Here is a 26,084-nt window from a genome sequence, read left to right as displayed (position 1 = left end):
CAACGAGCTGCTGGCGCTCGTTGCAGAAAACAAGGATCTGTCCAAGTGGGTGAAGGAAATCCATGAAACAGCAGCGGTGGTGGGCTACTACCTCATTGGCTTCCATGTATCGGCCCACTGGTTCTCGAAGAACCGGCAACTACCGGCATCTGTCAGCTGGAATAAATACAACCACTGGTTGTCTACCAGCCAGCGCACATCATCATGGGCTGCAACTATGCGGGCGATGGCTTCGCGTGGGGCGTCAACATAGACACTTAGCCGCAATGGCTGGTGCATCCACTTCTCGCCGTTGTGCACAGATTGCAGGGGGAGTCCTATCCGCAGATCGCCCCCGTTTCCCTCAAATACCCCCAGATTGCCTCCCACCACGTTGTGCAGGGTTTTGTTGCCCGCGCCGTAAAGATGTGGCTCGGTGACCGAGGCGTTGTATTGCATGTTGATCCAGTTGGTCACGAGCATGGGTGCAGTGAGAATCTGGGTGAGTAGAGTCGACTCGGGATCGTCTTGCCACTGGTAATCGTGAAGGAAGCTGCGGCCCTGCAGATTAAGATGCCGGGTACGCACCCGCGGCGCGACAATGAAGCAGGCGTTATTGGCCAGACCCCATTCAGGCCGCACCTGGGACCAGTCCCGTGCCCGCCGGGCGACGGCACTTACCGCAGGCTGCCCAGCGATGTCCAGTTGAAGGGACCGCTCTTGCGCGCACAGCGCCTGGGCTGCCGCCAGCCATTGCAGGGTCTGGCCTTCCGGCTTGCCGGTAAGAACGCGGATCTCGTCGGTGGTGGTGTTGTGTACCGCTGGAAAGAACTCACATACCGAGGGTATGGGTAAACCGCTAGCGGCAAGCAATTGTCTGACCTCGGTGTCGTTGAGTATCTGCGCCAGTATGCGCACGTTGACTTCACCGCTTTGCCCGCCACAGGCGCCGCAGTCCAGGCCGGCTGCATGCGGGTTGTTCTGGCAGTCAGCCCCGTGTCCGACCAGCAGTATTTGCTTGGCTAGATTCCTGCCAAGCCCCATGGCGTTGAGCACGCCCGAAGCCAGCTCGGCCATGGCCTTCTTGGACAGGGGTTGCCCATCCTGGCGAATTTGTAACTGTTGCGCGGGGCTGACCGCGTTCGCCTTTGAGCGCCAGCCGAAGGTGTTGCGCAGCAATCCGAATCCGTATGCCAGTCCAGAGGATTCGACCAGGCTGAAAGCGCCGCTGGTCGATTTGGCAAGGCCGAGCCAGCGGCTGCTCAGGGTTGCGCCCGTCGACTCGTCATAGTGCTTGTCTGCATCGCTTACCTGCAGGCGCGGCGCCAGCAATCCGGGTAGCTGTGGACGGTTGTACGCGCCACTGCGGTAAGCCAGCGGCAAACCGAAGAAGCCAGCAAAGCCAAGGGTCTGAATTCCTGGATGCTGGGTTTCAAGGGCCCGGCGCATGACTTCGGATCGGGTATCGATACAGAAAACCGCCTGCAGGATCGGAGTAGAGTCCTCTTCTTTCGATGCAGACCCGGATGGGCAGGGTGCGCTGAGCTTGCTGTCCAGTGTCTGCTGAAACACGCGTTCGCTTGCCAGTTGCCAGCAGTGCAGATGGTTCGCGTACGTCCTGTGCGCCAGGCGTTGCTGCTGCGCCTGGGCAAGCTGCTGCGCCCAGGTGACGGCTACGTTCGGATGGCGTGAGCCTAGCTGGCGCCACAGGACTAGCTCCCAGGCCAGCCGGGCTGCGAGCAACTCGCGCATGGTGCCGTCACTGTTGTTGTTCAATGCCGCTTGCCAGGATTGGTAGGCCGCTGTGCTTGCCCAACCGTTAAAGCTAAGTAGCAGGGAATGACAATATTCAGTGTGCCATTGCGATGGTACCTGCATCTCGTCCAGCGCGATTTCCAGAAGAGCTTCCGCCGAATTCGGGAGCTGACTGAATTGCCCGACCAGTCCTGGCTCGGCCATCAGTATCGACAGTCCGTGATCCCTGCGTACATTGTGTAGCCAGGCCTGATAAAAGTCGCTCTGCCGATCAACAAAGTAGCGTCCGGCAAATTGGCTCAACTGATGGATGATCTCCTCCTGCCAACTGATCTGCCGGGTGAGATCCCTATGCTGGTCAAACAATTGATCCAGATTCCGCCAGGTGGCAGGGCGTGCCGGATTGGCGGAGGTAAACTCGGCTACAGAAAGATCCATTGCCTGTTCTGCGAGCACTTTCGCGACTATGTCACTGGGGATATCTTGCGCCCGGTATTGTGTTGGGGAAAGGAAGCAACTTACGCCTGCAAGCCAGGAGAGTTCGCCAGCGATTACCGGCATCGGGTGCTGACGCATGGACCACCAGGGATTGACTGCGATCAGTTGATCGAGTGGCCAGGTAGGTGCAATCCGATCGCAAGCCGCATCCGCCGCAGCTATCACTAAAAAAGGCACAGTGTGCTTTTGCGCTGGAAGGTTCATGGTTGTATCTCCTTGGCTACTTGGGTCTTCAGTGTGAAAGGTTTCGGCAAGCGCGCCGGCCAGACTGCCAATGTGAGGCGCGTGGCCCACTCATCCAGGTACAGGCCTGCGTACAGTTGGCGAGAAAGGCTCTGACGCAGGGCGCTGTTACGACCAAAACGCATCAGCCAGCCACCCGCAGCAAGTGCCATGATGACCAGGGCTGTCCAGATCAGCGCCCCGGTCTCCACGGTGCTGCCCTCAAGCACCAGATAGGACTCGATAGCGGTCTTGAGGCTCAGGTGCAGACTCACCAGAACTACTACCATTCCTGTTGAAAGCAACCAGCCGCGACGGCGCCAGAGGCTGCCAAAGCCAATGCTGTAGAGAGCCAGTAAGAGCCATTCAGGCGTACTGACAGGCAGTTCGAAGAAGGCCGCCAGGTAAAGGTAACTGGCAAAAGCCACCAGGGTGCCCAGCACGGCTGTACGGAACTTGGCTCCACCGCCAGGGGCTGCGCTGGCTGTGACGAAATGTTGTACCTGGCTGCCCGAGTTGAGGAACGCATAGGCCTTGTAGCACGAGTGGGCCAGCAGATGGAGCACCGCCAATGCATAGAGCCCCAGGCTTATCTGCACGAGCATGAGCGCCATCTGCGCCACGGTCGACCAGGCAAGATTGACCTTGATGCTGATTCGGGTGATAGCAATCAGCGCCGCCAGGACCAGGCTTGTTCCAGCGATTATCAGTAGCATGCCAGAAGCTACTGATGCGAGTTGCAGCAGACCGGACAGGCGGAGCAACAGAAAGCCACCCAGGTTCACCACGCCCGCATGGAGCAGGGCGGACACTGGCGTTGGTGCCTCCACGACCTGGATCAACCACCCATGGAAAGGCATCTGGGCGCATTTGAGCACGGCGACCAGAACAATCAGGCAAGCGGCAATCTGAATCGAGAGGGGCAGCGGCCCTCCGACTTGCCAAATATCACCCAGGGCCTTGATGGATAGCGTCTGGTACTGCCAGTAAAACAAGACGATGGCGAGCAGTAGCGCCAGATCGGCAATCCGCGCGAAGACGAATTTCTTGTGAGCTGCCAGCGCTGCCCTGGGCCGCTCGGGGTAAAACAGGAGCAACTGGTGCAGGCTCAGACTGATACCGACCCAGGCCAGCCAGAACAGGGCCAGGTTATCTGCCACTACCACCAGTGTGACGCTGGCCAGCAGAGCATTCAGCCAACGGTAAAAACGAGGTTGGCACGGGTCGCCGGCCAGATAGTGCTCGCTGAATCTGGCGACGATCCAGCCGAGTCCGGTGACCAGCAGCAACATGATTATCTGCACGGGTGACAGTGCCAGCGTGACTGCATCGAACCCAGCCATGATGGCGGCCGCCAAGGCAAGTATAAACGCAACGAGCGCGCTGGTACTGCGCCAGAATCGCAACATGGCTGCCATGTAAACGAGCGGTACAAGGGTTGTCAGAACAATTGAAAAGGCCATACGCATATCCTCCGGTGGTCTGAAAGGAGTATCGACGGATCAGTTCGTTCTGTGAAATTCATAATAGGAATGCTAACGTTCTATTTTTAAGAACGTTGGTGCGCACATGAGCCGGCTTAATTACCGTCATCTCTACTACTTCTGGCAGGTTGCGGCGTCCGGTAATCTGACGCGCACTGCCGAGCAGTTACATATTTCCCAATCGGCCCTGTCGACCCAGATTCGTAGTCTGGAGGATGGTCTCGATTGCCAGCTTTTCAACCGCAGCGGTCGTAAACTGGTGCTCACCGAGGCCGGCCAGCAGGCGGTGCGTTTTGCCGAAGACATTTTTCATCGTGGCGAAGAACTTGAAGTGCTCCTGCGCCAAGGAATCAGCTCGTCCAACAAGCGCTTGCGTATTGGCACTACCAGTCACATGTCACGGAACTTCATCGAGGAGTTCATTGATCCGGCGATGCAGGATCCGGGGGCGAGCATTGCGCTGATTTCGGATAACCAGAACAAGCTGCTTGATGACCTTACCCGGCATCAGCTGGATGTGGTTCTGACCAACGTCAATATTGATGTTAACGACAGTGCGGTATGGCAGATTCAGCTTTTGTCTCGCCAGCCGGTAACTATTGTCTGCCCCCCTGCGCTGGCAACCGCCAGCTTCGACCAGCACCCCTGGGTGCTACCCAGCCGCAAGCATGGCATTCGCGGTGAGTTCGATGCTTTCTGTTTACGTCATGGCTTGACCCCAAGGCTCAAGGCGGAGGTAGACGACATGGCCATGTTGCGACTCATGGCCAGGGACAGCCAGGCCTTTGCTGTGCTGCCCAGGGTTGTTGTGAGGGACGAGCTGGCCAATGGTATTCTGGTCGAGCGTGAGGCGTTGAGCCGGGTGGATGAGCGATTTTACGCCATCACTGTTGAACGCATTTTCCAGCCCAAGTTATTGGACGTGCTGTTAAACCGGTACCAGTGATGCCTTTTAATGCGACTTCATGACTGCCGGCAAAAAGGCACTTGATAGGAATGAGCAATGTACAAACTCTGTTTCTTCGTGCCTGAGTCTCACCTCGAGTCCGTGAAAAGCGCGATATTCCAGGCTGGCGCTGGCCGGATAGGCGATTACGAGCATTGCTCTTGGCAAACCAGGGGTATAGGGCAGTTTCGGCCAATGCCGGGCAGTCAGCCGTTTATCGGCGAGTCCGGTGCGCTTGAGACAGTTGAGGAGTTCAGGGTCGAAATGGTCTGCGCTGACGACTCAATCCGGATGGCGGTTGCCGCGCTCAGAAAGGCTCATCCATACGAGGAACCGGCGTTTGATTGCTGGCTGCTGGCGGAGCTCTAGCTTACTGGAAAAGGGCAGATCAAGGGCTCGCGAAGCGCTCTAGCGGCTGGCGTCTTCAGGGCCTGATTTCTACCAGTGTGCCATCGGGCACCAGATCCCAGAGCTCGCGCATCTCCGGGTTGGTGAGCGCTATGCAGCCGTTGGTCCAGTCAAGCCCTTCGAAATACCACTCGGGATATTCCTCGTCTATGGGGGTGCCGTGGATCATGATCATGCCGCCCGGATCGACTCCCCGCTTGTACGCTGAAGTCTGATCTTTCAGGTTGGGATAATCCAGGTGCATGCTGAGGTTGTAATCGGCGCTTTTGTGACGCCAGTCTATGGTATAGAAGCCTTCCGGCGTGCGCTGATCACCCACCTCCTGTTTGTGCCCTACTGGCTGACGACCCAGCGCGACACGGTAGGTGCGAATGACGCTTTCTTCGCTGATAACTTCCAGTTTGCGTTCATGCTTGTGTATCAGCACCTTGTCGATAGCCGGCTCTGCCGCACCGGCCTGGACCGTGAGCAGAAAGGGCCCCAAGAGCGCCACCAGCAGGTACACGAAAGAGCGCATCAACTCACCCGACGTGTTTGCCCGGGGCGGTAGACAATGTCGCGCATGCGAATCGGATAGTAACTATGCTGACGATCATGGAAATACTGCTTGAGCGTTTTGCCTACCGTGGGAAAGGCCAGCTCTTCCCACGGAATTTCTGACTCGTTAAAGAGTCTGACTTCCAGACTTTCTTCGCCGGCGGCAAAGGCACGATCAATCAGATTGCCACGGAAGAACATGTAGACCTGATTGATGTGCGGCAGATTGAACAGCATGTAGAGTTCCTGTTCACTGACGCGGGCCTGTGCTTCTTCCCAGGTCTCGCGCAGAGCAGCCTCTTCCGTGGTCTCGCCGTTCTCCATGTAGCCGGCGGGCAAGGTCCAGTACCCGACCCGAGGTTCGATCGCTCGGCGACACAGGAGCACCTGTTCCTCATGGATCACCAGGCATCCGGCGACGATGCGCGGGTTCTGGTAATGGATGGTCTCGCAATGGTTGCATACGTATCTGGATCGGTTGTCGCCTTCCGGGATGCGCTGACTTACCTGCTGACCGCAATCGCTACAAAACTTCATGCTGTGCTGTCTCATTGCTCAATCTGTTTTGTCCTATCTTGCGGCGCATTTGCCCGTTGGGCAACTGGTTCTACGTAAGTGATCATGACATCATTGTTGAAAACCACAGAGGTGAACTGAATGCTGGACAAGATGCGCCTGCGGGTGGGCGAACACCGTCCGCGGGAGATCGAAGGGGCGGGGTTGCCGGAGGCCGGTGTACTGATTCCGGTCACCTGCGTACAGGATCGGCCGGAGATTATTCTGACTGTTCGCTCCCAGCGCCTGTCTACCCACTCTGGTGAGGTTGCGTTCCCCGGTGGGCGGCGTGATCCTGGCGATGTGGATCTGCAATACACGGCGTTACGCGAAACCCACGAGGAGATCGGTCTGTTGCCGGAGCTCGTGGATGTGGTTGGCCCGATGGGTTCACTGGTGTCGCGCTTTGGCATAAAGGTAACCCCTTATGTCGGAATCGTACCTGATGTGTTTGATCTGGTGCCTAACGCCGGGGAGATTGAGACCGTATTTCGGGTACCGGTGAGTTTCTTTCTGGAGGATCGTCGAGAGATGACCCATAGAATCGATTACGAAGGCCGCAGCTGGTACGTCCCCAGCTATCGCTACGAAGGTCACAAGATCTGGGGCTTGACCGCCCTGATGCTGGCCGAGTTCGTCAATATCGCATTTGATGCCGAAATAGAACTGCACACCCCTTACGACACAGATCGTAAACAGGAGAGATGATGAAATACAGCTTGGGTACTGACCGCGTGGAAATGGCGGATGACGCCTGGATTGCCGACTCTGCCGCGGTAGTCGGCAAGGTGCGGCTCGAAGCCGGTGCCAATGTCTGGTTCGGCGCGGTGCTGCGTGGTGACAACGAGCTGATTCTTATCGGCGAGCACAGCAATGTTCAAGATGGCGCGGTCATGCACACCGACATGGGTTACCCCCTGACGTTGGGCAAGGGCGTGACCGTTGGCCATAATGCCATGCTGCATGGTTGTACCGTGGGTGATTACAGCCTGGTGGGTATTGGTGCTGTGGTGCTCAACGGAGCAAAAATCGGCAAGCACTGCATCATTGGCGCCAATACCCTGATAGGCGAGGGCAAGGAAATCCCTGACGGCTCTCTGGTAGTCGGCTCGCCTGGCAAGGTGGTGCGCGAACTGAATGAGCAGCAGAAAAAAATGCTCGAAGCCAGCGCCGCCCATTATGTGCACAACGCCCAGCGCTATCAGCGCGACCTGAAACCCCAGGAAGACTGAACATGTCTGGTCTGGTGACTTCTCCGTGCATCGGTGTTTGCGCGCTGGACGAGCACGACATATGCACAGGCTGTCAGCGTAGCGGCCTGGAAATTACCCAGTGGACCCGGATGACCGAGCCCCAGCGCCGCGAAGTGCTGGGCCGCTGTCAGGCAAGGGCCCGCGCCCAGGGTTTGTGGTTTTCTACCAATCAAGACAATGGATTTCAGACATGAGCCAAATAGGAACGCCGGGGACTCAGGGTGCTATTCGAGTATTGCTGCTAGGGGCCGGGGAGCTGGGTAAGGAGTTGGTTATAGAGCTCCAGCGTCTGGGCTGCGAAACAATCGCAGTGGACCGATACGCCCAGGCGCCTGCGATGCAGGTAGCCCATCGCAGTCACATCATCAGCATGCTCGACGGTGCGGCCTTGCGTGCTGTTATCGAGCTTGAGCAGCCGGATTATATCGTGCCGGAGATCGAGGCCATTGCAACTCAAACGCTGCGTGAAATGGAAAATGAAGGCTACAACGTTATTCCGACCGCTCGCGCTGCCTGGTTGACCATGGACCGTGAAGGTATCCGCCGTCTGGCAGCCGAGGAACTTGGCTTGCCGACGTCAGCCTACCGCTTTGCTGGCACCAAGGATGAATACCTTGCGGCTATCGACGAAGTGGGTTTGCCCTGCGTGGTCAAGCCGGTCATGAGCTCGTCGGGCAAGGGTCAGAGTCTGGTTCGGGAGCCAGATGCAGTGCAGGCCGCCTGGGATTATGCCCAATCGGGTGGGCGGGCCGGCGGCGGTCGGGTTATCGTCGAGGGCCTGGTTGAGTTTGATTATGAGATCACCCTGCTGACGGTCAGGCATGTTGACGGAACGGTTTTCTGTGATCCGATCGGTCATCGGCAGGCTGGCGGTGATTATCAGGAATCCTGGCAGCCCCAGGCTATGAGCGAAGCTGCGCTGGTCGAGTCCAAACGCATTGCCCAGTCTGTGACCGAGGCGCTTGGCGGTCGTGGTGTGTTTGGGGTGGAGCTTTTCGTTCGGGGTGACCAGGTGTGGTTCAGTGAGGTCTCGCCCAGGCCCCATGATACCGGCATGGTGACAATGATTTCCCAGGACCTTTCGCAATTTGCGTTGCATGCGCGGGCCATCCTGGGGCTGCCCGTACCATCGGTACGGCAGCTGGGTGCCTCAGCCTCGGCAGTGTTGATGGTTGAAGGAGAATCCAGCTCGGTGAGCTTTTCCAACCTGCATGACGCGCTGGTGCAGCCGGATACTCAGCTACGTCTTTTCGGTAAACCGGAAGTCAGCGGTCAGCGCCGTATGGGCGTGGCGCTTGCGCTAGCCGAAGATGTGGAGCGGGCGCGGCAAAAGGCCATGGCGGTTATTGGCGCTATCAACGTTCGACTCTGAGGGCGTTGCCGTACCTTGCCATCAGTCCTCGGGGTCCGGCTCTGTTTCCGGTAACGGACCCTGCAGGTCCAGGTTGCGATCCCATACCCGTACACTCTTGACCATGTTGTCCTTGGTTTGCAGGATTTCCATGCGGTAGTGTCCTATGGTCAGACACACACTGGTTTCCGGAATGCTTTCCAGTTGCTCGGTGATCAGGCCATTGAGGGTCTTGGGGCCGTCGGCGGGCAACTTCCATTTCAGCTGGCGGTTGATCGCACGAATAGCCGTGCTGCCTTCTATTACGAAGCGCCCATCATCCTGAGGGTGGATGTCCTGGCTGGGCAGGAGCATGTCGCTGGTGAACTCCCCGACGATTTCTTCCAGGATATCTTCAAGCGTAACCAGGCCAATCACATCACCATATTCGTCCACCACGATCGCGATGCGCCGCTTTTGCTTCTGGAAGTTGAAGAGCTGCGTGTGCAGGGGTGTGCTTTCGGGTACGAAATAGGGTTCCTTGCAAGCGTGGACCAGAGTTTCCTTGGTCAGGTCGCCTCGGGTTAGCAGGCGCGCTATCGAGCGCATGTGAACTATGCCGGTCACATTGTTGATATCGCCCTGAAACACCGGCAGGCGCGTATGGTGACAGGTGCGCAGTTGACTGTTGATACTGGGCAGGCTGTCCTCCAGATCGATACCGATGGCTTCGTTGCGCGGGATCATGATGTCGTTGACGGTCATCTTCTCAAGGTCAAGGATGCCCAGGAGCATGTTCTGGCGACTACGGGTAATTCCCAGGCCCGCTTCACGCACGACGGTGCGCAGCTCCTCGACGCTCAGCTGGTCATTGTTGGCCGAGAGATTGATCCCCATCAGTCGCAGCAGAACGTTGCTGATGCTGCTGCATACCCAAACGATCGGATAAAGGATTTTCTGCAGCACCTGCAGGATGATGCTCACCGGGAAGGCGATCAGTTCGGGCCGCACGGCGGCCAGAGTCTTGGGCGTGATTTCGCCGAAAATCAGAATAATGATGGTCAGGCCGATGGTGGCGATGGCGATGCCGGCCTCACCGAAAAACTCCACTGCCAGGACCGTTGCGATCGAGGCGGCGAGAATGTTGACGATATTATTGCCGACCAGAATAGTGCCGAGCAGTCGATCGGGGCGCTCAAGCAGGCGTGACGCCCGGCGAGCGCCTCTGTGGCCTTCCTTGGTCAGATGTTTGAGACGATAGCGATTGAGGCTCATCATGCTGGTTTCGGAGCTGGAAAAGAATGCCGAAAGCACTATCAGCACGGCCAGACTGATGAGCAGGAAGGTGGTAGGGGAGTCGTTCAAGAGGTGACCTCAAGGACATTAGAAGAAAGGAGTATGATCACGCGGCCAGGAAGAATTCGCTGACCAGCTTGCTGCCGAAATAGGCCAGGGCCAGCAGTAGAAAGCCGGCGAGGGTCCAGCGGATAGCGTTGCTGCCGCGCCAGCCGCGAAAATATCGGCCCCACAGCAGCACACCAAATACTACCCAGGCCAGACAGGAAAGAAGCGTCTTGTGCGCGACATCCTGGGCAAACATGTTGTCGAGGAAAACGAACCCGGTGACAAGCGCCAGGGTCAGCAGCAGCTCGCCGCAGAACAGGAACTGAAACAGCAGGCGTTCCATGGTTTGCAAGGGCGGAAAGGTGCGGATAAAGCGAGTCGGGTGCTTGTGCTTTAGCTGGTAGTTCTGGATGCCCAGCAATCCGGCCTGAAAGGCGGCAATAGTCAGTATCCCGTAGGCCAGGATTGACAGCAGTATGTGCGCGACCAGCATCCCTTCACCGGTCACCAACAAGCTGCCGTGCCCCGGAAATAGCCATGCCAGAAGTACTGTAATCACGGCAAGCGGATAGAGGCCAAGCAGGAGGCTCAGCACCGGCGCACGAAAGCTGGACACTAGAGTGACGGCGATAACAAGCCACGCCACCAATGAGGCTGCGTTGAAAAAGCCCAGGGCCAGTCCGGTCTCGGTGATTAGTTGCAGGTAAAGGCTGCCGCCATGCACTAACAAAGCCAGCAGGCCGATAGCGCGCAGCAGGTTGGCATTCACTGCCAGGCGTTTGGCCAGGCTGTGCATTTGGTAAATGCTACCACCGAGGTACAGGAGGGTGGCCAGCAGGCTGAAGATGAGGGTTGTCATACTTCCTTGCAATGAGACTCGTAGGAATCGAAGTGTGGCACAAGCCGCGTCGCTGTTAAAGCGCTCCCTGTCATCCACAATCGCCGCAGGGTATACTGCGGCGCTTGATCGCTTTACCCGTCTGTCCGGTTTACGGGAAGCATAGGAGATTCAGCATGTTCGACAATCTTACCGAACGCCTTTCCCACAGTTTGCGTGGTGTGACGGGGCGGGCCAAGCTTACCGAAGAAAATATCAAGGACACCTTGCGTGAAGTACGCATGGCGTTGCTTGAAGCGGATGTAGCGCTTCCGGTGGTCAAGGCCTTCGTTGATCAGGTGCGCGAGCGTGCCGTGGGTCAGGAGGTGTCCCGCAGTCTGTCGCCGGGCCAGGTATTCGTCAAAATCATCAAGGCCGAGCTTGAAGCCGTCATGGGTGAGGCCGAAGGCCTTAATCTGGCGGTAACACCGCCGGCGGTGATCCTGATGGCGGGTCTGCAGGGCGCGGGTAAGACGACGTCTGTTGCCAAGCTGGGCAAGACGCTGCGTGAACGTCAGAAGAAGAAGGTCATGGTGGTCAGTGCCGACGTCTATCGTCCGGCCGCCATCAAGCAGCTTGAGACGCTGGCGGCGGAAGTTGGCGTCAACTTCTTCCCCTCCGATGCCGGACAGAAGCCGGTAGATATCGTCGAGGCGGCCATGCGCGAGGCGCGCAATCGCTTTATGGATGTGCTGATCATCGATACTGCCGGTCGTCTGGCTATTGATGCAGACATGATGGACGAGATCCGTGCGGTGCATGCGGCAGCCAAGCCGGCCGAGACGCTGTTCGTGGTCGACGCGATGACCGGTCAGGATGCGGCCCTCACTGCCCAGGCGTTCAACGAGGCGTTGCCGCTGACCGGTGTGATACTGACCAAGGTCGATGGTGACTCACGTGGTGGTGCAGCATTATCGGTGCGACACATCACGGGCAAGCCGATCAAATTTCTGGGTGTAGGCGAAAAGACCGACGCCCTGGAGCCTTTCCACCCGGACCGGATTGCCTCGCGTATTCTCGGCATGGGTGACGTGCTCAGTCTGATCGAACAGGCTGAACAGAAGCTCGACAAGGACAAGGCAGAGAAGCTCGCCAAGAAGCTCAAGAAGGGTAAGGGCTTTGACCTGGAAGACTTCCGCGACCAGTTGCAGCAGATGCGCGGCATGGGCGGACTAGGGTCGATGATGGATAAGCTGCCGATGATGGGCAAGATCAATCCGTCCCAGATGGAAACCGCCCAGACCGAGGCAGAAAAGCAGTTCAGCCGTATGGAGGCGATCATCAACTCCATGACGCCGGCCGAACGGCGCAATCCGGATGTTATCAGCGGTTCGCGCAAGCGGCGAATTGCGGCAGGTTCCGGTACCCAGATCCAGGACATTGGACGGGTGATCAAGCAGCACAAGCAGATGCAGAAGATGATGAAGAAGGTCAGCGGTAAGGGCGGAATGGCCAAGCTGATGCGCGGAATGGGTGGCATGGGCGGCGGGGGTGGCATGATGCCCCCCGGTGGCGGTGGCATGCCGAAGTTCTGAGCGGATTGCCGGTTACTCGGCCGCACTGCAGAAAACAGTTTTCAATAGCCGCGATATTCCGTAGAATACGCGACCTTTCGGGCACAAGAGACCTGCATTCCAGGTAGTGGTCCGTAATTGATTCAATGAGCGTTACTCAAATACAGGAAACAATGTCCACATGGTAACCATTCGTCTTGCTCGTGGTGGCTCCAAGAAGCGCCCCTTCTATCACCTGACTGTCGCCAACAGCCGCAACGCCCGTGATGGCCGTTTCGTCGAGCGCGTTGGCTTCTTCAACCCGGTAGCCAGCGGTGCCGAAGTTCGCCTGTCCGTTAACCAGGAGCGCGTTAGCTACTGGCTGGGTCAGGGCGCACAGCCGTCTGAGCGTGTTGCTTCCCTGCTGAAGGAAAATCAGGCTTCTGCCTGATATGAGCAACCTGCCGGAGTCGTCCGGATCGCCATTGGTGGTCCTCGGCAAGATTGTCTCTGTCCACGGTATTCGCGGCTCGGTCAAGATCAAATCCGACACTGACCCGCTGGATAACGCGCTGGATTATCCCGAGTGGATACTCCGCAAGGATAATCAGACCCGCTCCATCAAAGTGCTTGATGGTCGCGTTCAGGGTCGAGTACTGGTTGTCAACCTGGAAGGGGTGGCTGATCGGGATCAGGCGCTGGGCATGGTGGGATACGAGATTTGTGTGGCTGAAAATGCGCTGCCTGATCTTGATGCAGGTGAGTACTACTGGCATCAGCTGGAAGGCTTGCAGGTGGTGACAGTCCAGGGGGAGCTCCTGGGGCTGATCGACCATTTGCTGGAGACCGGCTCCAATGATGTGATTGTGGTCAAGCCCTGCGAAGGCAGTCTGGATCAGCGAGAGCGTTTGCTGCCTTACTTGCCGGATTTGTACGTGAAGTCCATCGATTTGCAGGCAGGTGTGATGCAGGTTGATTGGGATCCGGAGTTCTGACCGGTGTGGGCCGGTGTTGTAACGCTGTTTCCGGAAATGTTTGCGGCTCTTACCGAATACGGTGTGACTGGACGCGCGGTCAAGCGTGGTCAGTTAGAGGTTGCCTTCAGCAATCCCCGTGAGCATGCCCATGATCGACATCGTACGGTGGACGACAGGCCTTTTGGCGGCGGCCCCGGTATGTTGATGAAAGTCGAGCCGTTGCTGGAGGCGATCGAGGCGATCACGGCGCAGGCACCTTCGAAGCCCCGGGTGATTTATCTGTCGCCCCAGGGCCAGCCACTGACCCAGAAGCGGGTGCGGGAGCTGGCTTCGCTGGACAGCCTTGTGCTGCTATGCGGACGCTACGAAGGCATTGACGAGCGCATCATAGAGATGTGCGTCGATGAGGAAGTATCCCTTGGCGATTATGTGTTGTCGGGGGGCGAGCTGGGAGCCATGGTGCTTCTCGACTCGATAACCAGACTGATTCCCGGCGTGCTCGGGCATGCGGATTCAGCGGTTGAAGATTCATTTTCGGAAGGGTGGCTGGATTGTCCGCACTACACCCGGCCGGAAGAGATTGCAGAGCGGCGCGTACCGGAGGTGCTGCTCAGTGGTAACCATGAATTGATCCGGCGCTGGCGTCTCAAGCAGTCCCTGGGTAGAACCTGGCAACGTCGGCCAGAGTTGCTCGAGGATCTAACGCTGAGCAAAGAACAGCAACAGCTGTTGGCGGAATTTATCCGCGAACGGGAAACCGATAACCATTGATTCAAGTCCGACGGCTTGTGCAGGAGTATGAAATGTCCAACATTATTGCCCAGATCGAAGCTGAGCAGATGAGCAAGAAGTTGCCCGAGTTTGCACCGGGTGACACTGTGGTCGTTCAGGTGAGAGTGAAGGAAGGCGAGCGTGAGCGTCTGCAGGCCTTTGAAGGCGTGGTTATCGGTAAGCGTAACCGGGGTTTGAACTCCGCGTTCACCGTGCGCAAGATCTCCAGCGGTGTAGGCGTCGAGCGTACCTTCCAGAGCTACTCGCCGTTGATCGACAGCCTCAGCGTCAAGCGTCGCGGTGACGTGCGTAAAGCCAAGCTGTACTACCTGCGCGCCCTCTCTGGTCGTGCCGCTCGTATCAAGGAAAAGCTGGGCTGATCAGCCTGCTTCTCCGGTACGAAAGAAAAGCAGCCTACGGGCTGCTTTTTTATTGTCTGGCGTATGATGGTTGCTATTCCCTGCTTTTCGAGAGCTCGTCATGACCAAATCCAGCTCAGCGCCCATGCAACATCCCATGCCCAGAGCGGTGATCAGCGATATCGAACAGCGGACGATTGCTGGTTATATCGATAACCTGTGGTTGGAACGTGGCCTGGCCAGGCCGACGCTGGATGCCTATCGGACCGACCTTGAGCATCTGGCTGGCTGGTTGGCCGCGCGTAACACAGCTTTATTAAAGGCGAGCCGCGCGGATCTCATGGAACATCTGGGTTGGCGTCTGGGCAAGGGTTATCAGGCACGCTCCACTTCAAGGCTGCTTTCCTGTTTGCGCGGTTTCTACCGGCACGCTCTGCGGCAAAACCTGATAGCTGAAGACCCCACCCTGGATGTTGCGTTGCCAAAGATGGGCCGTCCGTTACCCAAGGCCCTTAGTGAAGCGGACGTCGAGGCGCTGCTGGCGGCGCCTGATGTCGAGGACAGTCTGGGTCTGCGCGATCGTTGCATGCTCGAGGTGCTTTATGCATGTGGGCTGCGTGTCAGTGAGTTGACCGGGTTGCGTCTGGATCAGTTGAATCTGCGGCAGGGTATTATTCGGGTGACCGGTAAAGGCAGCAAGGAGCGTCTTGTACCACTCGGCGAGGAGGCCTTGAGCTGGATAGAGCGTTATCTTCGTGAGGGTAGGGCCGTGCTACTGGGGGGGCAGGCCGGAGATGTGTTGTTTCCCAGTCGCCGGGGTACGGAGATGACTCGGCAGACTTTTTGGCACAGAATCAAGTTGCATGCCAGTCAGGCGGGGATTGGCGCTCATTTGTCACCGCACACATTGCGGCATGCCTTTGCAACGCATTTGCTCAATCATGGGGCGGATCTGCGGGTGGTCCAGATGCTGCTGGGGCACAGTGACCTCTCTACTACACAGATTTATACACATGTGGCGCGCCAACGCCTGCGGGATCTCCATGCCAGCCATCATCCGCGTGGGTGATACGGGTGTTTCATGCTAAGCTTTGCCGTCTAAAAGAGGACCTATGATGCGACTCAATCACTACACAGCCCTGTTTTTCGCCCTTGCTTCGCCAATCGTCATGGCAGCTCCCGCTGATGATATTCGTGCCAGCCTGGACCAGCTCAACCTGCCGATGCAGGTGCAAAGCATCAGTGAGTCGCCGCTTGATGGGCTTTATCAGGTGCAGATGGACAGCGGGCGCATCATATACGCCAGTGCAGACGGTAAGTTCCTGGTTCAGGGCGCGTTGTTCGACGTCACCGATGGCAAGTTGAGCAACCTGACTGCTGCCGCGGAAGCCAAGGCTATTGGCGATGCACTTAACAAGCTGCCGCGTGAAGAGATGGTCATTTTTTCTCCCGAAGAGCCTAAAACTCATGTCACCATCTTCACCGATGTTGAATGTGGGTATTGTCGTTTGCTGCACAGCGAGGTGGACGAGCTCAACGCACTTGGGATAGAAGTGCGTTACACGGCGTTCCCGCGGAGTGGGCCGTCAGGGGAGAGTGCAGTCACCATGGAATCAATATGGTGCGCAAAGGATCCGCAAAAGGCGATGACCGAAGCCAAGCTGGGTAATACCATCGAGCAGGCCAGCTGCACCAACCCAGTGGCAAAGCAGTATGAGCTGGGTATGCAGCTTGGAGTGCAGGGAACACCAGCTATTTTTCTGGCCAACGGCACGCTGGTTCCGGGATACAAGCCTGCAAAGGTACTTGCCGAGCAAGCGCTGGCTAACCAGTAACCCTGGTGGCTGGGCCAGTGGGAGCTCGTGCTTGAGGGCGCGTGCGATCGTATATTATTTGACCAAGTGGAGGCCGTAGTTTGAAACCGGTGAAAGTAGGCATATGTGGTTTGGGCACCGTCGGCGGTGGCACCTTTAACGTTCTGCAGCGCAATGCGATCGAGATTTCAAGGCGCGCCGGACGCGGCATTGAGGTTGCCCAGATTGCTGCCAGGCATCTGAATCCCGCCTGTGATACCGGCGACACGCCGATTACAGATGATGTATTCGAAGTGGTCAACAACCCCGAAATAGAAGTGATCATCGAGTTGATCGGTGGTTACAGCGTGGCTTTTGACGTGGTCATGCAGGCGATTGCCAATGGCAAGCACGTGGTCACAGCCAACAAGGCACTGATTGCGGTACATGGCAACGAAATATTCGAGGCCGCCAGCAAGCAGGGTGTAGTGGTAGCTTTCGAAGCGTCCGTTGCCGGTGGCATACCCATCATCAAGGCATTGCGTGAGGGCCTGGCGGCGAATCAGATTGACTGGGTAGCCGGCATCATCAATGGCACCGGCAATTTCATTCTGACCGAAATGCGCGACAAGGGCCGCACCTTTGACGATGTGCTGGCCGAAGCCCAGATGCTTGGCTATGCCGAGGCCGATCCGACCTTCGATGTTGAGGGTATTGATGCGGCGCACAAGCTGACCATTCTGGCATCGATTGCGTTCGGTATTCCCCTGCAGTTCGACAAGGCGTACACAGAAGGGATCAGCAAACTGACTACCTCCGATGTGCGCTACGCCGAGGCTTTTGGCTACCGTATCAAGCACCTGGGTATTGCCCGACGCACTGCTGACGGTGTGGAGCTGCGTGTGCATCCTACCTTGATCCCGGCCGACCGACTGATCGCCAACGTGAATGGTGTGATGAATGCCATCATGGTCAACGGCGATGCCGTTGGCTCCACGCTGTATTATGGCGCCGGCGCGGGTGCGGAGCCCACTGCGTCATCGGTTGTTGCCGACGTGATCGACGTGGTTCGTGCTCTGACCACCGATCCGAACAATCGTGTGCCGCACCTGGCCTTCCGGGCCGAGTCGCTTTCTGATCTTGCGGTGCTGCCAGCGTCCGCAATTGAGACGGCTTATTACCTGCGCATTCAGGCCAAGGACCGTCCCGGTGTACTCGCCAAAGTGGCGACCATCCTTTCCGAGCGCGGTATCAACATCGAGTCGATCCTGCAGAAGGAAGTCGAAGAGCAGGCTGGTCTGGTACCGATCATCATCATGACGCATCGCGTGCGCGAGCAGAAAATGAATGATGCCATCGAGGCTCTGGAGGCGCTCGACGAAGTGGCTTCGCCGTTGATGCGGATCCGGGTAGAACAACTGAACTAATCGCGGCAAGCCACAAGCCGCAAGCGACAGGTGTTCCGGAGCATATTCGGTTGCCTGTAGCTTGAAGCTTGCGACTTGAAGCTCGAACCGAAGGTTTGCAACGATGCGCTACATAAGTACCCGTGGCCAGGCCCCGGCCCTGAATTTTGAAGATGTGCTATTGACCGGTCTGGCGACCGACGGCGGTTTGTATGTGCCGGAAAACCTGCCGCGTTTCACCCAGGAAGAGATTGCCTCCTGGGCTGGCTTGCCCTATCACGAACTTGCCTTCAATGTGATGCGCCCCTTCGTGGCTGGCAGTATCAGCGATGCCGATTTCAAGCGAATCCTCAAGGAAACCTACGAGGTGTTCGCCCATGAGTCTATTGCTCCCCTGCGTCAGTTAGGCGCTAACGAATGGGTGCTGGAGCTTTTCCATGGCCCGACTCTGGCGTTCAAGGACTTTGCCCTTCAACTGCTGGGCCGGTTGCTTGATCATTTTCTGCTCAAGCGTGGCGAGCGGGTAGTGATCATGGGCGCGACCTCTGGTGATACAGGTTCGGCTGCGATCGAAGGCTGCAAGCACTGCGAGAACGTGGATATCTTCATTCTGCATCCGCACAATCGGGTGTCGGAAGTGCAGCGTCGGCAGATGACCACCATCCAGGGCGACAACATCCACAACATTGCTGTGGAGGGCAACTTTGACGATTGCCAGGAAATGGTCAAGAACAGCTTCGCTGATCAGGGTTTCCTCAAGGGCACACGCCTGGTTGCGGTCAACTCGATCAACTGGGCGCGCATCATGGCGCAGATCGTCTACTACTTTCACGCCTCATTACAGCTCGGTGGTCCTGCTCGCTCCATGGCTTTCTCGGTCCCCACCGGTAACTTTGGCGATATCTTTGCAGGTTACCTGGCCCGCAATATGGGACTGCCGATCAGTCAGTTGATCGTTGCCACCAATCGCAACGATATTCTGCATCGCTTCATGAGCGGTAACCGCTACGCCAAGGATACGCTGCATCCGTCACTATCGCCGTCGATGGACATCATGGTGTCGTCCAACTTCGAACGACTACTGTTTGATATGCACGGGCGTAACGGCCCTGCCGTTGCGGAGCTGATGTCGGAATTTCGCAAGACCGGCCTGCTCAGTGTTGAAGACGAACGCTGGACTGAGACTCGCAGACTGTTCGATTCGCTCGCTGTAGACGATGACGATACCTGCAGCACAATCACCGACGTTTACCATGCCACTGGGGAATTGCTGGATCCGCATACGGCGATTGGCGTACGTGCCGCGCGTGAATGCCGGAGGTCCATGTCGTTGCCGATGATCACCCTGGGTACGGCCCATCCGGTCAAGTTCCCCGAAGCGATTATCAAGGCTGATGTAAACGTGGAGCCAGCGCTTCCGGCGCATCTCAAGGACCTGTTTGAACGCGACGAGCGCTTTACGGTGCTGGCCAATGAGTTAAGCGCGGTACAGTCCTTTGTTGCGCAACACGGTAACCGCGGCAACCCGCTCTGAGACCAGTGCGCGGCTGGGTGTCTTGCGCTCGGCCGCGTTCTTTTTGCACTCCATAGAACCTTGCAGCTCAAATGGCATCAAAGGCAGTATCTGGGAGTTGATCTGTCTGCTCCATCTGCCAACTAGAGGGTTTTATGGTTCAGGAATTGCGGAACCTGGAGCAGTTATTCAATCACATAGCCGTCCTGGCTACCGAGAACGGCGAGATATCTCTCGGGATCGTGGTTGAATCCATTGGTCAGCGCTCCTTCGGTCCATTGCTCCTGATTGTCGGACTGACGTTGTCGTCCCCCCTGAGCGGTATCCCCGGAATGACCTCGATCAGTGCAGCGTTCATCATGTTGATTGCAGCGCAGCTACTGCTTGGTCGGCGGTACTTCTGGTTGCCCCGTTGGCTGCTGGATCGCGCTCTGGAGCAGGGGCAGGTCATGAAGGCTTTACGCTGGATTACCCCGTTTGCTCGCGTTATTGACCGAATGACCCGTCCGCGGCTGTTTTTCCTGGTCCGACGATCTGGCGCTTACGTCACGGCTGCCCTGTGTGTCTGTCTAGCGATGATCATGCCGGTCTTTGAGCTGGTTCCCTTCAGTGCTTCTGCGGTGGGTGTGGCGCTTGCTGCACTAGGTCTCGCGCTGGTTGCACAGGACGGCCTGTTGGCTTTGATCGCGTTCAGTGTCATCGGGGCAACCTTCGGCCTGGCTGTCGTCAATATCCTGTGAGTCGCCATTAAGGCGTGCCTACGGAGAGATCAACACTCAGATGCACCGGTCACTTGAAACGCGTCGAAACACTGGTGCGATGAATTGGTCCTGCGCCTGAGTCTCTGTGACTTGCAGACTGTCGCAAAAGATCCGATGCTTGAGCACCATAAAGTGGCACGGAGAAGTTCTATGAGCCCCAAACACCCTTTCATTCGCTCCGTTGGACTGGCTGTAGCAGCCGGTCTGACGTTCTTTTCATGTCTTGTACAGGCGGAGCCGGTACCCAAACAGCAAGATCAGGTGCCAGGTTACTATCGAATGAGTTTGGGCGAGTTTGAAGTAACCGCACTCTACGACGGTTATGTCGATCTTGATCCGGCGCTGCTCAAGGGTATTGATGCAGATAATCTGCAAAGCCTCTTTACCCGGATGTTCGTTTCAGCCGACGACGGAGTACAGACGGCCGTCAACGCCTATCTGGTCAACACAGGCACCGAGCTGATTCTGGTCGATGTGGGCGCTGCGCAGTGTTTCGGACCGACGCTGGGTAATATTGCAACCAATCTGCAAGCGTCAGGGTATGCGGTCGAGCAGGTCAGTATGGTGTTGCTCACGCACCTGCATCCAGACCATGCCTGTGGTTTGCGCAATAGTGATGGTTCGGCAACCTATCCCAACGCTACGGTGCACGTGCCCCGAGCGGAGGCTGCCTACTGGCTGGATGAAGAATTAGCAGCGACCATGCCGGATAGCGCGCAGCCATTTTTCAAGATGGCTCAGGCAGCCGTCGAACCCTATGTGGCGCAGAAGCGACTGCAGCAGTACGGCCGTGACACTGAGCTGATGCCGGGCGTGCGCACGGTACCCACAAACGGCCACACCCCTGGACACAATGCCTATCTGTTTCAATCGGAGGGGCAGGATCTGATGGTCTGGGGTGATATTGTGCACAGTCATACCGTGCAGTTTGCGCGTCCGGATGTGACCATCGAGTTTGACGTCGACAGCGAGGCAGCACTGGCTACCCGCAAGGATGTTTTCAACGATGCTGCACGAAACCGTTTCTGGGTGGCAGGAGCGCATTTGCCTTTCCCTGGCCTGGGACATGTTCGCCGCGACGGCGCAGCGTTTTCCTGGGTACCGGTAGAGTTCGGACCGCTGCGGTCGGGTCAGTAGAAGGGCACAGAGGGCGCCAGCAGTCCTGCTGGCGCCGATCATCCGTCAGGACGCGGCGGGACTTTCCAGGTAGCCGTCGGACATGCGACCGACGCCCCAGCTCCGCTGTATATAACCGATCACTTCATCAAGCTCCTCGCGGGTAACCGATGCAGGTTCTCCGTGCTCGAGCGGGTCGTAGTGGAAAATGTAAAGTCTGGAGAGAAACTGCGCGAAGGGTAGGGAGGCTTCGCCAAAACGCTCGCCGTGACCTGCCGTACTGACTTCCACACCATCGCCCCAGTTCTGACCGCTGTCATTGTTGGGGTTGTAGAAATACAGGCGCATTTCGTCTGTCTGGTCCAGATTGACCCGCAAGATGGTAATTGCGTGCCAGCCGATAAAGCGCGCGGCGCTATCGGTCACTGCGATGCCAGCCGGTTGGGGATGTATCAGAGGCTGGTTGCCGTTGTGATACGGATGATAGGCCGCATAGAAATGCCGGATAAAATCATCCAGATCGACAAGATTGCCCGTCGGGACATCCACATTCAATCGGAAGCCGCGACCCGCCCACCATCCATGGAATTCGGGATTGACCCAACGATGGGGGTCGCCCTCACGGCCGATGCAGCGTCTACCCATCTCTGCATAGATGCGATCAAGGTGGGGCACTACCAATAGTGACACAGCGTCGAGGTCGATCGGCAAAGTGGTAGCAACGCCGCTCAGACTTTCCTGTGATGAAATAGGCTGTCCCTCGAAGTGCATGATGATCTCGTCGTCGCGTGCCGCCCAGGTGACCATCTGCAAAAGGTAATCCGGGTCGTTATAGGCCCACATTGACAATGCTCGTGCCGATTGACACGTTGGGTTGTTGCCTTGCCCTACGCCCAATGGCAGGCCCAGCATGCACAGTACGCCTTCAAGCAGAAGTGCCTCAGCGGGAACGGCAGTGCCAAAAGCCATTGTCAGGCGCTCCCGTGACCAGTCCGAAAGGGGCAGGCCAAGTTGTCGCCACATGGCTGGGGCAACCGGCAATTGAAACATGATGCCGCGTTCAAGCATCAGTGCCAGGCCGTATATCGCCTGGGGGGTGCCGGGGTGTACAGCCTTATCGATCAATGCCAGGACCAGATCGCGATAACACAGTAGACAATCTCGGCCGGTTGCCGACAATCCCATCGCTTCCGCGAGCAGATGCTCCGCCTGGTTCAGCAGGTGGCGCATCAGCACGGCGTGATAGGCCGATGCCAGGCCGGTGTCGTGTATTGCCCGGGCAAAGCCGGTCGCTTCGCTCTGCAACGCGGCGTGGTCCATGTAGTCGAGACGTTCCTGGTAGATCTCAATACCGGGGTCTTCACGACAGGCATAGGTCGGACCAAACAGGCTGCTGACCAGACGGTCTGCGCCTTGTCCGCTATTGCCCAGATCAATGTCGGGATTGGCCTGGCACAGGGCAATCTGGGTAATCATCCGTTTTACCGGGTCAACCTGGATGGGACGTTGTTGCAGGATGCGCCAGATTTCGCCAATCAGCTGATCAATAACATGCTGATAGCCAATCGAGGCTGCCAGATGCTGCAGCAGGTTGCGCGGCAGCACGGCAAGACGCCCCTGAGTTTCACGTTCAGCTTCACTCAAGGGAGAAAAGAGCATGGCAAGATTGCTTGCCAATACTTGTGTGAGGAAGTGATGGGCGTGCTCAGAAGATACCGTCGGATGGGCTAACTCACCCCGTGCTACCGCAAGTAATCTGAGCTCACTCAACGCTTCAATCACCAGGATATGGGCATCAGCGCTGGACAAGGTCTGGGGCGTAAGGGCGGGCACCAGAGTCTCCGGACTACCCCAATCTGATCCAGCGAAGACGCCGGACGACTCCAGTATGGAGGCGCGGGACTGGAGTTCTGCGCAGCCCCCTGATTCCATCAGTACGCGCTTGGCAGAATCGAATACCCTGCCGAGCTTGCCTGGCTTGGCAAACTCGGGAGCTCTGTCCAGTATCTCCAGAGCTTCATCAAACCGAACCAAGTACAGGCCCAGTTTGCTGTCGCCCGGCGGATCTTGCGTATTCTGCTCAACCACGCACACACTCCCTACTCATTCTCATTACCGCCCATGATAGGGACAGGATGCGCTATGCGCTACACGTAGAAGTCGAGTTCTTCCTGACGCGCAAGCAGTTTGTGCATTTCATCGGCATTATCACCCTTGAAGTAGATCAAACCCCAATGCGTTCCAAATGCCGTCCGCTTGGTGACCATTTCCTCAAGGGGAGTAGTCAGTTCGTGGGACTCGAAATAGGGGTGGTCCTCGGTCTCAGCCGGAATCTCGAGTTTGCTGACCACACGGCGTCGCGGATAAACACCAAAGCAGCCTGCATACCCGTCAGCATCCTCCATCTCCTTGGGAAAGTAGGCTTCCACTTCCTCTTCGGTGGATTTCGGATCAAACACCAACATGCTCGCATGGTAGGCATTAAAGCCTTTGTAAACCCGCTCAAGGAGTTCGAAGACCTTGAAGCCCGGTGGACGGTAAGCCACTTCACCGAAGTACATTTCGCCGTCGCTGGTCACGAAATATTCGGGGTGAATCATGCCGAACTCGATATCGAACGTCTTGATCAGCTTCTTGATCTGCTGGACGATCTGCGGACGATACTCCTCCAGCTTGGGGGAGGCCGGAACGTGAACCGAGTAACCTAGGCGCACGTACTCTGAAATATTCAGGAAGCGGATTTTGCCATTGTGAATCCACGCCTCAACCGCAAACTCCCAGCCGTCAAGGTGTGACTCCATCAGTGACGGAAACTCATCATCAGGAATCGCGTCCACGTCATCCGGCGTGCGTATGACGCGATGGCCCAGGCAGCCCGCCTTGTCGAAGGCCTTGAGGTGGATAGGGTCGTTCGGATCACCATCCAGCTTCAACAGCGTCTGGTTGACGCGCTTGAGGAATCGCATCACGTCACCGCGATCGTGAGCTTCCTCGAAAATACCCACGCGGATGCCGCCCAGCTGGGCACGGCGCTTCATCAGTGACTTGTCACGCATTAGCATCGACTGACCGAAAAGACGCGGGTTGTCCAACAGAACGGAATTGATTGCACCCGCCCACTCCACAGTTTCTTCGAAAAGCGGGATTGAGACGTCAACACCCATATCCTTAAGGGTCTGGGCTATCTCCATCGACCGATCATTGAGGCGCTCGAAGTTCCATGGCACGTAGGGAATATCGTTTTCCTTGCAGTAGTCCTCGGCCCATTCAGGTGCGACTACGACATAGCGGCGGTCGAAGGTGGCTGCGGCTTCCACGGCATTGGGTGCCCAGCCGAGCAGAGCGATAAAGCCCTTGGTTGGATCCTTCTTCATATGCGACCTCCTGTGTGATCGGGAGCGTTTCCCGTTCAATGTATAATTTATATGTGTAATGACTATACACGATAGCAGAGGTCTCGGCTAACGCACGTGCCATACGTTTTAAGGGGCAAAGCTATTACTTATTAATTTGAGAGCGAAATATAACTGTCATCCTGATGCAGTCATGTTGCAGTGCAGTTGAAGGTTTGTGTGCGCTGCGCTGCGGCCTGGCGGGGCTGGTAAAGCGTGCAGCAGATACCGACGTTGACGGCTGTTCAGCAGCCAAGGATGATTCTCTGCAATAAATTCGGTGTGGGGTGAATAATGCTGGAAAGCGTGAATCTGATACCCGAGGGATTCGAATTCCCGGATGGGATGTTGCGATTGTTGATCAGTACTGCGTTGTTGTTTGCCGTGATACTGGTCGCTCGAGCGCTCACTGCGCGCTTCATTAGGCGCACGGTAGTTTCTCCGGAATTGCGCGGGCGGTGGCTGGTCAACTCGCGCAATGCCTTTTTGCTCCTTACGCTGCTCGGTCTGGTGATTATCTGGGGTGATGAACTGCGCACTCTGGCATTGTCCATTGTTGCCATCGCGGTGGCCTTTGTTGTGGCGACCAAGGAACTGATCCTGTGCCTGACCGGCTCCATGCTCAAAAGCGGATCGAAGTCGTTCAACCTGGGGGATCGTATTCAGATCAAGGAGTTCAGAGGCGATGTTATTGATCAGAGCCTGCTGGCTACAACGGTTCTGGAGGTTGGGCCTGGTGCGTTGCAGCAGCGCACGGGAAGAATGATAGTGATCCCCAATGCCTTGTTTGTGTCCGAGCCTGTGATCAATGAGAGCTTTACCGATCACTACGGATTTCATGTTTTCAGCATCCCGTTCCAGCGGGGAGATGATTGGCGGTCCGCACAGCGCAACTGCGTCGAGTCAGCCAATCGTCATTGTGCTCCTTATCTTGAAGAGGTAAGGACCTACATGACCCGCGTGAGCTCCAACCGAGGCCTGGCTGTGCCTGCGGTGGAGCCGAGAGTTACGTTGCAGGTGCCTGCGCCCGATGCTATCCATCTGATAGTGAGGGTGCCCGTGAAGGCTGGGGAGCGCAGCTTTATCGAGCAGGCGATTCTCAGTGATGTTTTTGCCGAACACGACTTTCTGCCAGAACCGCGCAGCCCCAAAGTGCAGGGGCCAGAAGCTGGCGGCATTGACGAGATGGATAGCAGATAAATCTCAATCCCTGACCGACCATATCAGACGGGCTAAGGCTTGCAATTGGGCACGTACGAAATTAGCGTCAACACTCGTATTTTCAACCCGGCGTGGTGCCGGAGTTCCATCACAA

The 26,084-nt window shown here is 57.1% G+C and carries 26 protein-coding genes; 18 read left to right on the top strand and 8 right to left on the bottom strand.

What is annotated here, in order from left to right:
* Positions 1-87 precede the first annotated feature (87 nt).
* Together AAC076_RS13705 and AAC076_RS13700 are read right to left on the bottom strand one after the other, a co-directional pair.
* Positions 88-2,436, bottom strand: coding sequence for a DUF2309 domain-containing protein (locus AAC076_RS13705; RefSeq protein WP_339846630.1), 2,349 nt, complete (start codon positions 2,434-2,436; stop codon positions 88-90).
* The gene (locus AAC076_RS13700; RefSeq protein WP_339846627.1) at positions 2,433-3,917 is read right to left on the bottom strand and encodes an NADH-quinone oxidoreductase subunit L; all 1,485 of its coding nucleotides are present in this window, start codon (positions 3,915-3,917) and stop codon (positions 2,433-2,435) included. Before AAC076_RS13700 ends, AAC076_RS13705 begins: the two co-directional genes overlap by 4 nt.
* A 106-nt stretch (positions 3,918-4,023) precedes the next feature.
* Between AAC076_RS13700 and AAC076_RS13695 the strand changes: the two genes are divergently transcribed.
* A complete protein-coding gene (locus AAC076_RS13695; protein WP_339846625.1) occupies positions 4,024-4,884 on the top strand; it encodes a LysR family transcriptional regulator in 861 nt (286 codons plus the stop codon).
* A gap of 57 nt (positions 4,885-4,941) precedes the next feature.
* Positions 4,942-5,253 carry a YqfO family protein gene (locus AAC076_RS13690; RefSeq protein ID WP_339846623.1) on the top strand — a complete coding sequence of 104 codons (312 nt, stop codon included), beginning with the start codon at positions 4,942-4,944 and terminating at the stop codon, positions 5,251-5,253.
* A gap of 55 nt (positions 5,254-5,308) precedes the next feature.
* On the opposite strand, the gene AAC076_RS13685 is transcribed toward AAC076_RS13690, so the two are convergent.
* Both AAC076_RS13685 and AAC076_RS13680 read right to left on the bottom strand, forming a co-directional pair.
* Positions 5,309-5,809 (bottom strand): L,D-transpeptidase family protein, encoded by a 501-nt coding sequence (locus AAC076_RS13685; RefSeq protein WP_339846621.1) that lies wholly within the window; start codon positions 5,807-5,809, stop codon positions 5,309-5,311.
* Complete coding sequence (locus tag AAC076_RS13680; RefSeq protein WP_339846698.1) at positions 5,809-6,366, bottom strand: NUDIX hydrolase; 558 nt, start codon at positions 6,364-6,366, stop codon at positions 5,809-5,811. Before AAC076_RS13680 ends, AAC076_RS13685 begins: the two co-directional genes overlap by 1 nt.
* Positions 6,367-6,486: 120 nt before the next feature.
* On the opposite strand from AAC076_RS13680, the gene AAC076_RS13675 reads away from it, so the two are divergent.
* Genes AAC076_RS13675 through purT form a run of 4 tightly spaced genes read left to right on the top strand, consistent with a single transcriptional unit; the run spans position 6,487 to position 9,009 of the window.
* The gene (locus AAC076_RS13675; protein WP_339846618.1) at positions 6,487-7,092 is read left to right on the top strand and encodes a CoA pyrophosphatase; all 606 of its coding nucleotides are present in this window, start codon (positions 6,487-6,489) and stop codon (positions 7,090-7,092) included.
* Positions 7,092-7,616 (top strand): gamma carbonic anhydrase family protein, encoded by a 525-nt coding sequence (locus AAC076_RS13670; RefSeq protein WP_339846616.1) that lies wholly within the window; start codon positions 7,092-7,094, stop codon positions 7,614-7,616. Before AAC076_RS13675 ends, AAC076_RS13670 begins: the two co-directional genes overlap by 1 nt.
* Before the next feature lie 2 nt (positions 7,617-7,618).
* The gene (locus AAC076_RS13665; protein WP_339846613.1) at positions 7,619-7,831 is read left to right on the top strand and encodes a DUF1289 domain-containing protein; all 213 of its coding nucleotides are present in this window, start codon (positions 7,619-7,621) and stop codon (positions 7,829-7,831) included.
* The gene (gene purT / locus AAC076_RS13660) at positions 7,828-9,009 is read left to right on the top strand and encodes a formate-dependent phosphoribosylglycinamide formyltransferase (RefSeq protein ID WP_339846611.1); all 1,182 of its coding nucleotides are present in this window, start codon (positions 7,828-7,830) and stop codon (positions 9,007-9,009) included. Before AAC076_RS13665 ends, purT begins: the two co-directional genes overlap by 4 nt.
* 21 nt (positions 9,010-9,030) lie before the next feature.
* On the opposite strand, the gene AAC076_RS13655 is transcribed toward purT, so the two are convergent.
* Positions 9,031-10,332, bottom strand: a complete 1,302-nt coding sequence (locus tag AAC076_RS13655; protein ID WP_339846608.1) for an HlyC/CorC family transporter — start codon at positions 10,330-10,332, stop codon at positions 9,031-9,033.
* Positions 10,333-10,369: 37 nt separating this feature from the next.
* Positions 10,370-11,170, bottom strand: a complete 801-nt coding sequence (gene ccsA, locus AAC076_RS13650) for a cytochrome c biogenesis protein CcsA (RefSeq protein WP_339846606.1) — start codon at positions 11,168-11,170, stop codon at positions 10,370-10,372.
* 155 nt (positions 11,171-11,325) lie between these two features.
* Between ccsA and ffh the strand changes: the two genes are divergently transcribed.
* The 11 genes from ffh (at position 11,326) to AAC076_RS13595 (ending at position 21,398) form a co-directional block, all read left to right on the top strand.
* Positions 11,326-12,723 carry a signal recognition particle protein gene (gene ffh / locus AAC076_RS13645; RefSeq protein WP_339846603.1) on the top strand — a complete coding sequence of 466 codons (1,398 nt, stop codon included), beginning with the start codon at positions 11,326-11,328 and terminating at the stop codon, positions 12,721-12,723.
* A gap of 160 nt (positions 12,724-12,883) precedes the next feature.
* Positions 12,884-13,132 carry a 30S ribosomal protein S16 gene (rpsP, locus tag AAC076_RS13640; RefSeq protein ID WP_339846601.1) on the top strand — a complete coding sequence of 83 codons (249 nt, stop codon included), beginning with the start codon at positions 12,884-12,886 and terminating at the stop codon, positions 13,130-13,132.
* Between the two features lies 1 nt (position 13,133).
* Positions 13,134-13,676, top strand: a complete 543-nt coding sequence (rimM, locus tag AAC076_RS13635) for a ribosome maturation factor RimM (protein ID WP_339846599.1) — start codon at positions 13,134-13,136, stop codon at positions 13,674-13,676.
* Between the two features lie 3 nt (positions 13,677-13,679).
* Positions 13,680-14,429, top strand: coding sequence for a tRNA (guanosine(37)-N1)-methyltransferase TrmD (gene trmD / locus AAC076_RS13630; RefSeq protein WP_339846597.1), 750 nt, complete (start codon positions 13,680-13,682; stop codon positions 14,427-14,429).
* A gap of 32 nt (positions 14,430-14,461) precedes the next feature.
* Positions 14,462-14,809: a 50S ribosomal protein L19 gene (gene rplS / locus AAC076_RS13625; protein WP_339846595.1), complete on the top strand. Its 348-nt coding sequence runs from the start codon at positions 14,462-14,464 to the stop codon at positions 14,807-14,809.
* Positions 14,810-14,945: 136 nt separating this feature from the next.
* Complete coding sequence (xerD, locus tag AAC076_RS13620) at positions 14,946-15,857, top strand: site-specific tyrosine recombinase XerD (protein ID WP_339846695.1); 912 nt, start codon at positions 14,946-14,948, stop codon at positions 15,855-15,857.
* Positions 15,858-15,903: 46 nt separating this feature from the next.
* Positions 15,904-16,623, top strand: a complete 720-nt coding sequence (locus AAC076_RS13615; protein ID WP_339846693.1) for a thioredoxin fold domain-containing protein — start codon at positions 15,904-15,906, stop codon at positions 16,621-16,623.
* Between the two features lie 80 nt (positions 16,624-16,703).
* Positions 16,704-18,008 carry a homoserine dehydrogenase gene (locus AAC076_RS13610; RefSeq protein WP_339846592.1) on the top strand — a complete coding sequence of 435 codons (1,305 nt, stop codon included), beginning with the start codon at positions 16,704-16,706 and terminating at the stop codon, positions 18,006-18,008.
* Between the two features lie 103 nt (positions 18,009-18,111).
* Positions 18,112-19,521, top strand: coding sequence for a threonine synthase (gene thrC / locus AAC076_RS13605; RefSeq protein WP_339846590.1), 1,410 nt, complete (start codon positions 18,112-18,114; stop codon positions 19,519-19,521).
* Positions 19,522-19,655: 134 nt separating this feature from the next.
* On the top strand, positions 19,656-20,240 hold the full coding sequence (locus AAC076_RS13600) for an exopolysaccharide biosynthesis protein (RefSeq protein ID WP_339846587.1): 585 nt from the start codon (positions 19,656-19,658) through the stop codon (positions 20,238-20,240).
* Between the two features lie 171 nt (positions 20,241-20,411).
* Entirely contained in the window at positions 20,412-21,398 is a 987-nt protein-coding gene (locus tag AAC076_RS13595; protein WP_339846584.1) for an MBL fold metallo-hydrolase, read from the top strand.
* A 45-nt stretch (positions 21,399-21,443) separates the two neighbouring features.
* Here AAC076_RS13595 and AAC076_RS13590 read toward each other — a convergent pair whose 3' ends face one another.
* Positions 21,444-23,465 carry a hypothetical protein gene (locus AAC076_RS13590; protein ID WP_339846582.1) on the bottom strand — a complete coding sequence of 674 codons (2,022 nt, stop codon included), beginning with the start codon at positions 23,463-23,465 and terminating at the stop codon, positions 21,444-21,446.
* Between the two features lie 59 nt (positions 23,466-23,524).
* Positions 23,525-24,751, bottom strand: a complete 1,227-nt coding sequence (locus AAC076_RS13585) for a carboxylate--amine ligase (RefSeq protein ID WP_339846579.1) — start codon at positions 24,749-24,751, stop codon at positions 23,525-23,527.
* Between the two features lie 312 nt (positions 24,752-25,063).
* Here AAC076_RS13585 and AAC076_RS13580 point away from each other — a divergent pair, with 312 nt between their 5' ends.
* A complete protein-coding gene (locus tag AAC076_RS13580; protein ID WP_339846576.1) occupies positions 25,064-25,969 on the top strand; it encodes a mechanosensitive ion channel domain-containing protein in 906 nt (301 codons plus the stop codon).
* Positions 25,970-26,084 lie beyond the last annotated feature (115 nt).

The sequence above is a fragment of the uncultured Halopseudomonas sp. genome, assembly GCF_963977355.1.
Classification (GTDB): Bacteria; Pseudomonadota; Gammaproteobacteria; order Pseudomonadales; family Pseudomonadaceae; genus Halopseudomonas.
This window is presented reverse-complemented; position numbering and strand designations above follow the sequence as displayed.

Excerpts from the sequence above, each read along its gene's own strand:
- AAC076_RS13705 (WP_339846630.1), bottom strand. The coding sequence starts at position 2,436 with ATGAACCTTCCAGCGCAAAAGCACACTGTGCCTTTTTTAGTGATAGCT.
- AAC076_RS13700 (WP_339846627.1), bottom strand. The coding sequence starts at position 3,917 with ATGGCCTTTTCAATTGTTCTGACAACCCTTGTACCGCTCGTTTACATG.
- AAC076_RS13695 (WP_339846625.1), top strand. The coding sequence starts at position 4,024 with ATGAGCCGGCTTAATTACCGTCATCTCTACTACTTCTGGCAGGTTGCG.
- AAC076_RS13690 (WP_339846623.1), top strand. The coding sequence starts at position 4,942 with ATGTACAAACTCTGTTTCTTCGTGCCTGAGTCTCACCTCGAGTCCGTG.
- AAC076_RS13685 (WP_339846621.1), bottom strand. The coding sequence starts at position 5,809 with ATGCGCTCTTTCGTGTACCTGCTGGTGGCGCTCTTGGGGCCCTTTCTG.
- AAC076_RS13680 (WP_339846698.1), bottom strand. The coding sequence starts at position 6,366 with ATGAAGTTTTGTAGCGATTGCGGTCAGCAGGTAAGTCAGCGCATCCCG.
- AAC076_RS13675 (WP_339846618.1), top strand. The coding sequence starts at position 6,487 with ATGCTGGACAAGATGCGCCTGCGGGTGGGCGAACACCGTCCGCGGGAG.
- AAC076_RS13670 (WP_339846616.1), top strand. The coding sequence starts at position 7,092 with ATGAAATACAGCTTGGGTACTGACCGCGTGGAAATGGCGGATGACGCC.
- AAC076_RS13665 (WP_339846613.1), top strand. The coding sequence starts at position 7,619 with ATGTCTGGTCTGGTGACTTCTCCGTGCATCGGTGTTTGCGCGCTGGAC.
- purT (WP_339846611.1), top strand. The coding sequence starts at position 7,828 with ATGAGCCAAATAGGAACGCCGGGGACTCAGGGTGCTATTCGAGTATTG.
- ccsA (WP_339846606.1), bottom strand. The coding sequence starts at position 11,170 with ATGACAACCCTCATCTTCAGCCTGCTGGCCACCCTCCTGTACCTCGGT.
- ffh (WP_339846603.1), top strand. The coding sequence starts at position 11,326 with ATGTTCGACAATCTTACCGAACGCCTTTCCCACAGTTTGCGTGGTGTG.
- rpsP (WP_339846601.1), top strand. The coding sequence starts at position 12,884 with ATGGTAACCATTCGTCTTGCTCGTGGTGGCTCCAAGAAGCGCCCCTTC.
- rimM (WP_339846599.1), top strand. The coding sequence starts at position 13,134 with ATGAGCAACCTGCCGGAGTCGTCCGGATCGCCATTGGTGGTCCTCGGC.
- rplS (WP_339846595.1), top strand. The coding sequence starts at position 14,462 with ATGTCCAACATTATTGCCCAGATCGAAGCTGAGCAGATGAGCAAGAAG.
- xerD (WP_339846695.1), top strand. The coding sequence starts at position 14,946 with ATGCCCAGAGCGGTGATCAGCGATATCGAACAGCGGACGATTGCTGGT.
- AAC076_RS13615 (WP_339846693.1), top strand. The coding sequence starts at position 15,904 with ATGCGACTCAATCACTACACAGCCCTGTTTTTCGCCCTTGCTTCGCCA.
- thrC (WP_339846590.1), top strand. The coding sequence starts at position 18,112 with ATGCGCTACATAAGTACCCGTGGCCAGGCCCCGGCCCTGAATTTTGAA.
- AAC076_RS13600 (WP_339846587.1), top strand. The coding sequence starts at position 19,656 with ATGGTTCAGGAATTGCGGAACCTGGAGCAGTTATTCAATCACATAGCC.
- AAC076_RS13595 (WP_339846584.1), top strand. The coding sequence starts at position 20,412 with ATGAGCCCCAAACACCCTTTCATTCGCTCCGTTGGACTGGCTGTAGCA.
- AAC076_RS13585 (WP_339846579.1), bottom strand. The coding sequence starts at position 24,751 with ATGAAGAAGGATCCAACCAAGGGCTTTATCGCTCTGCTCGGCTGGGCA.
- AAC076_RS13580 (WP_339846576.1), top strand. The coding sequence starts at position 25,064 with ATGCTGGAAAGCGTGAATCTGATACCCGAGGGATTCGAATTCCCGGAT.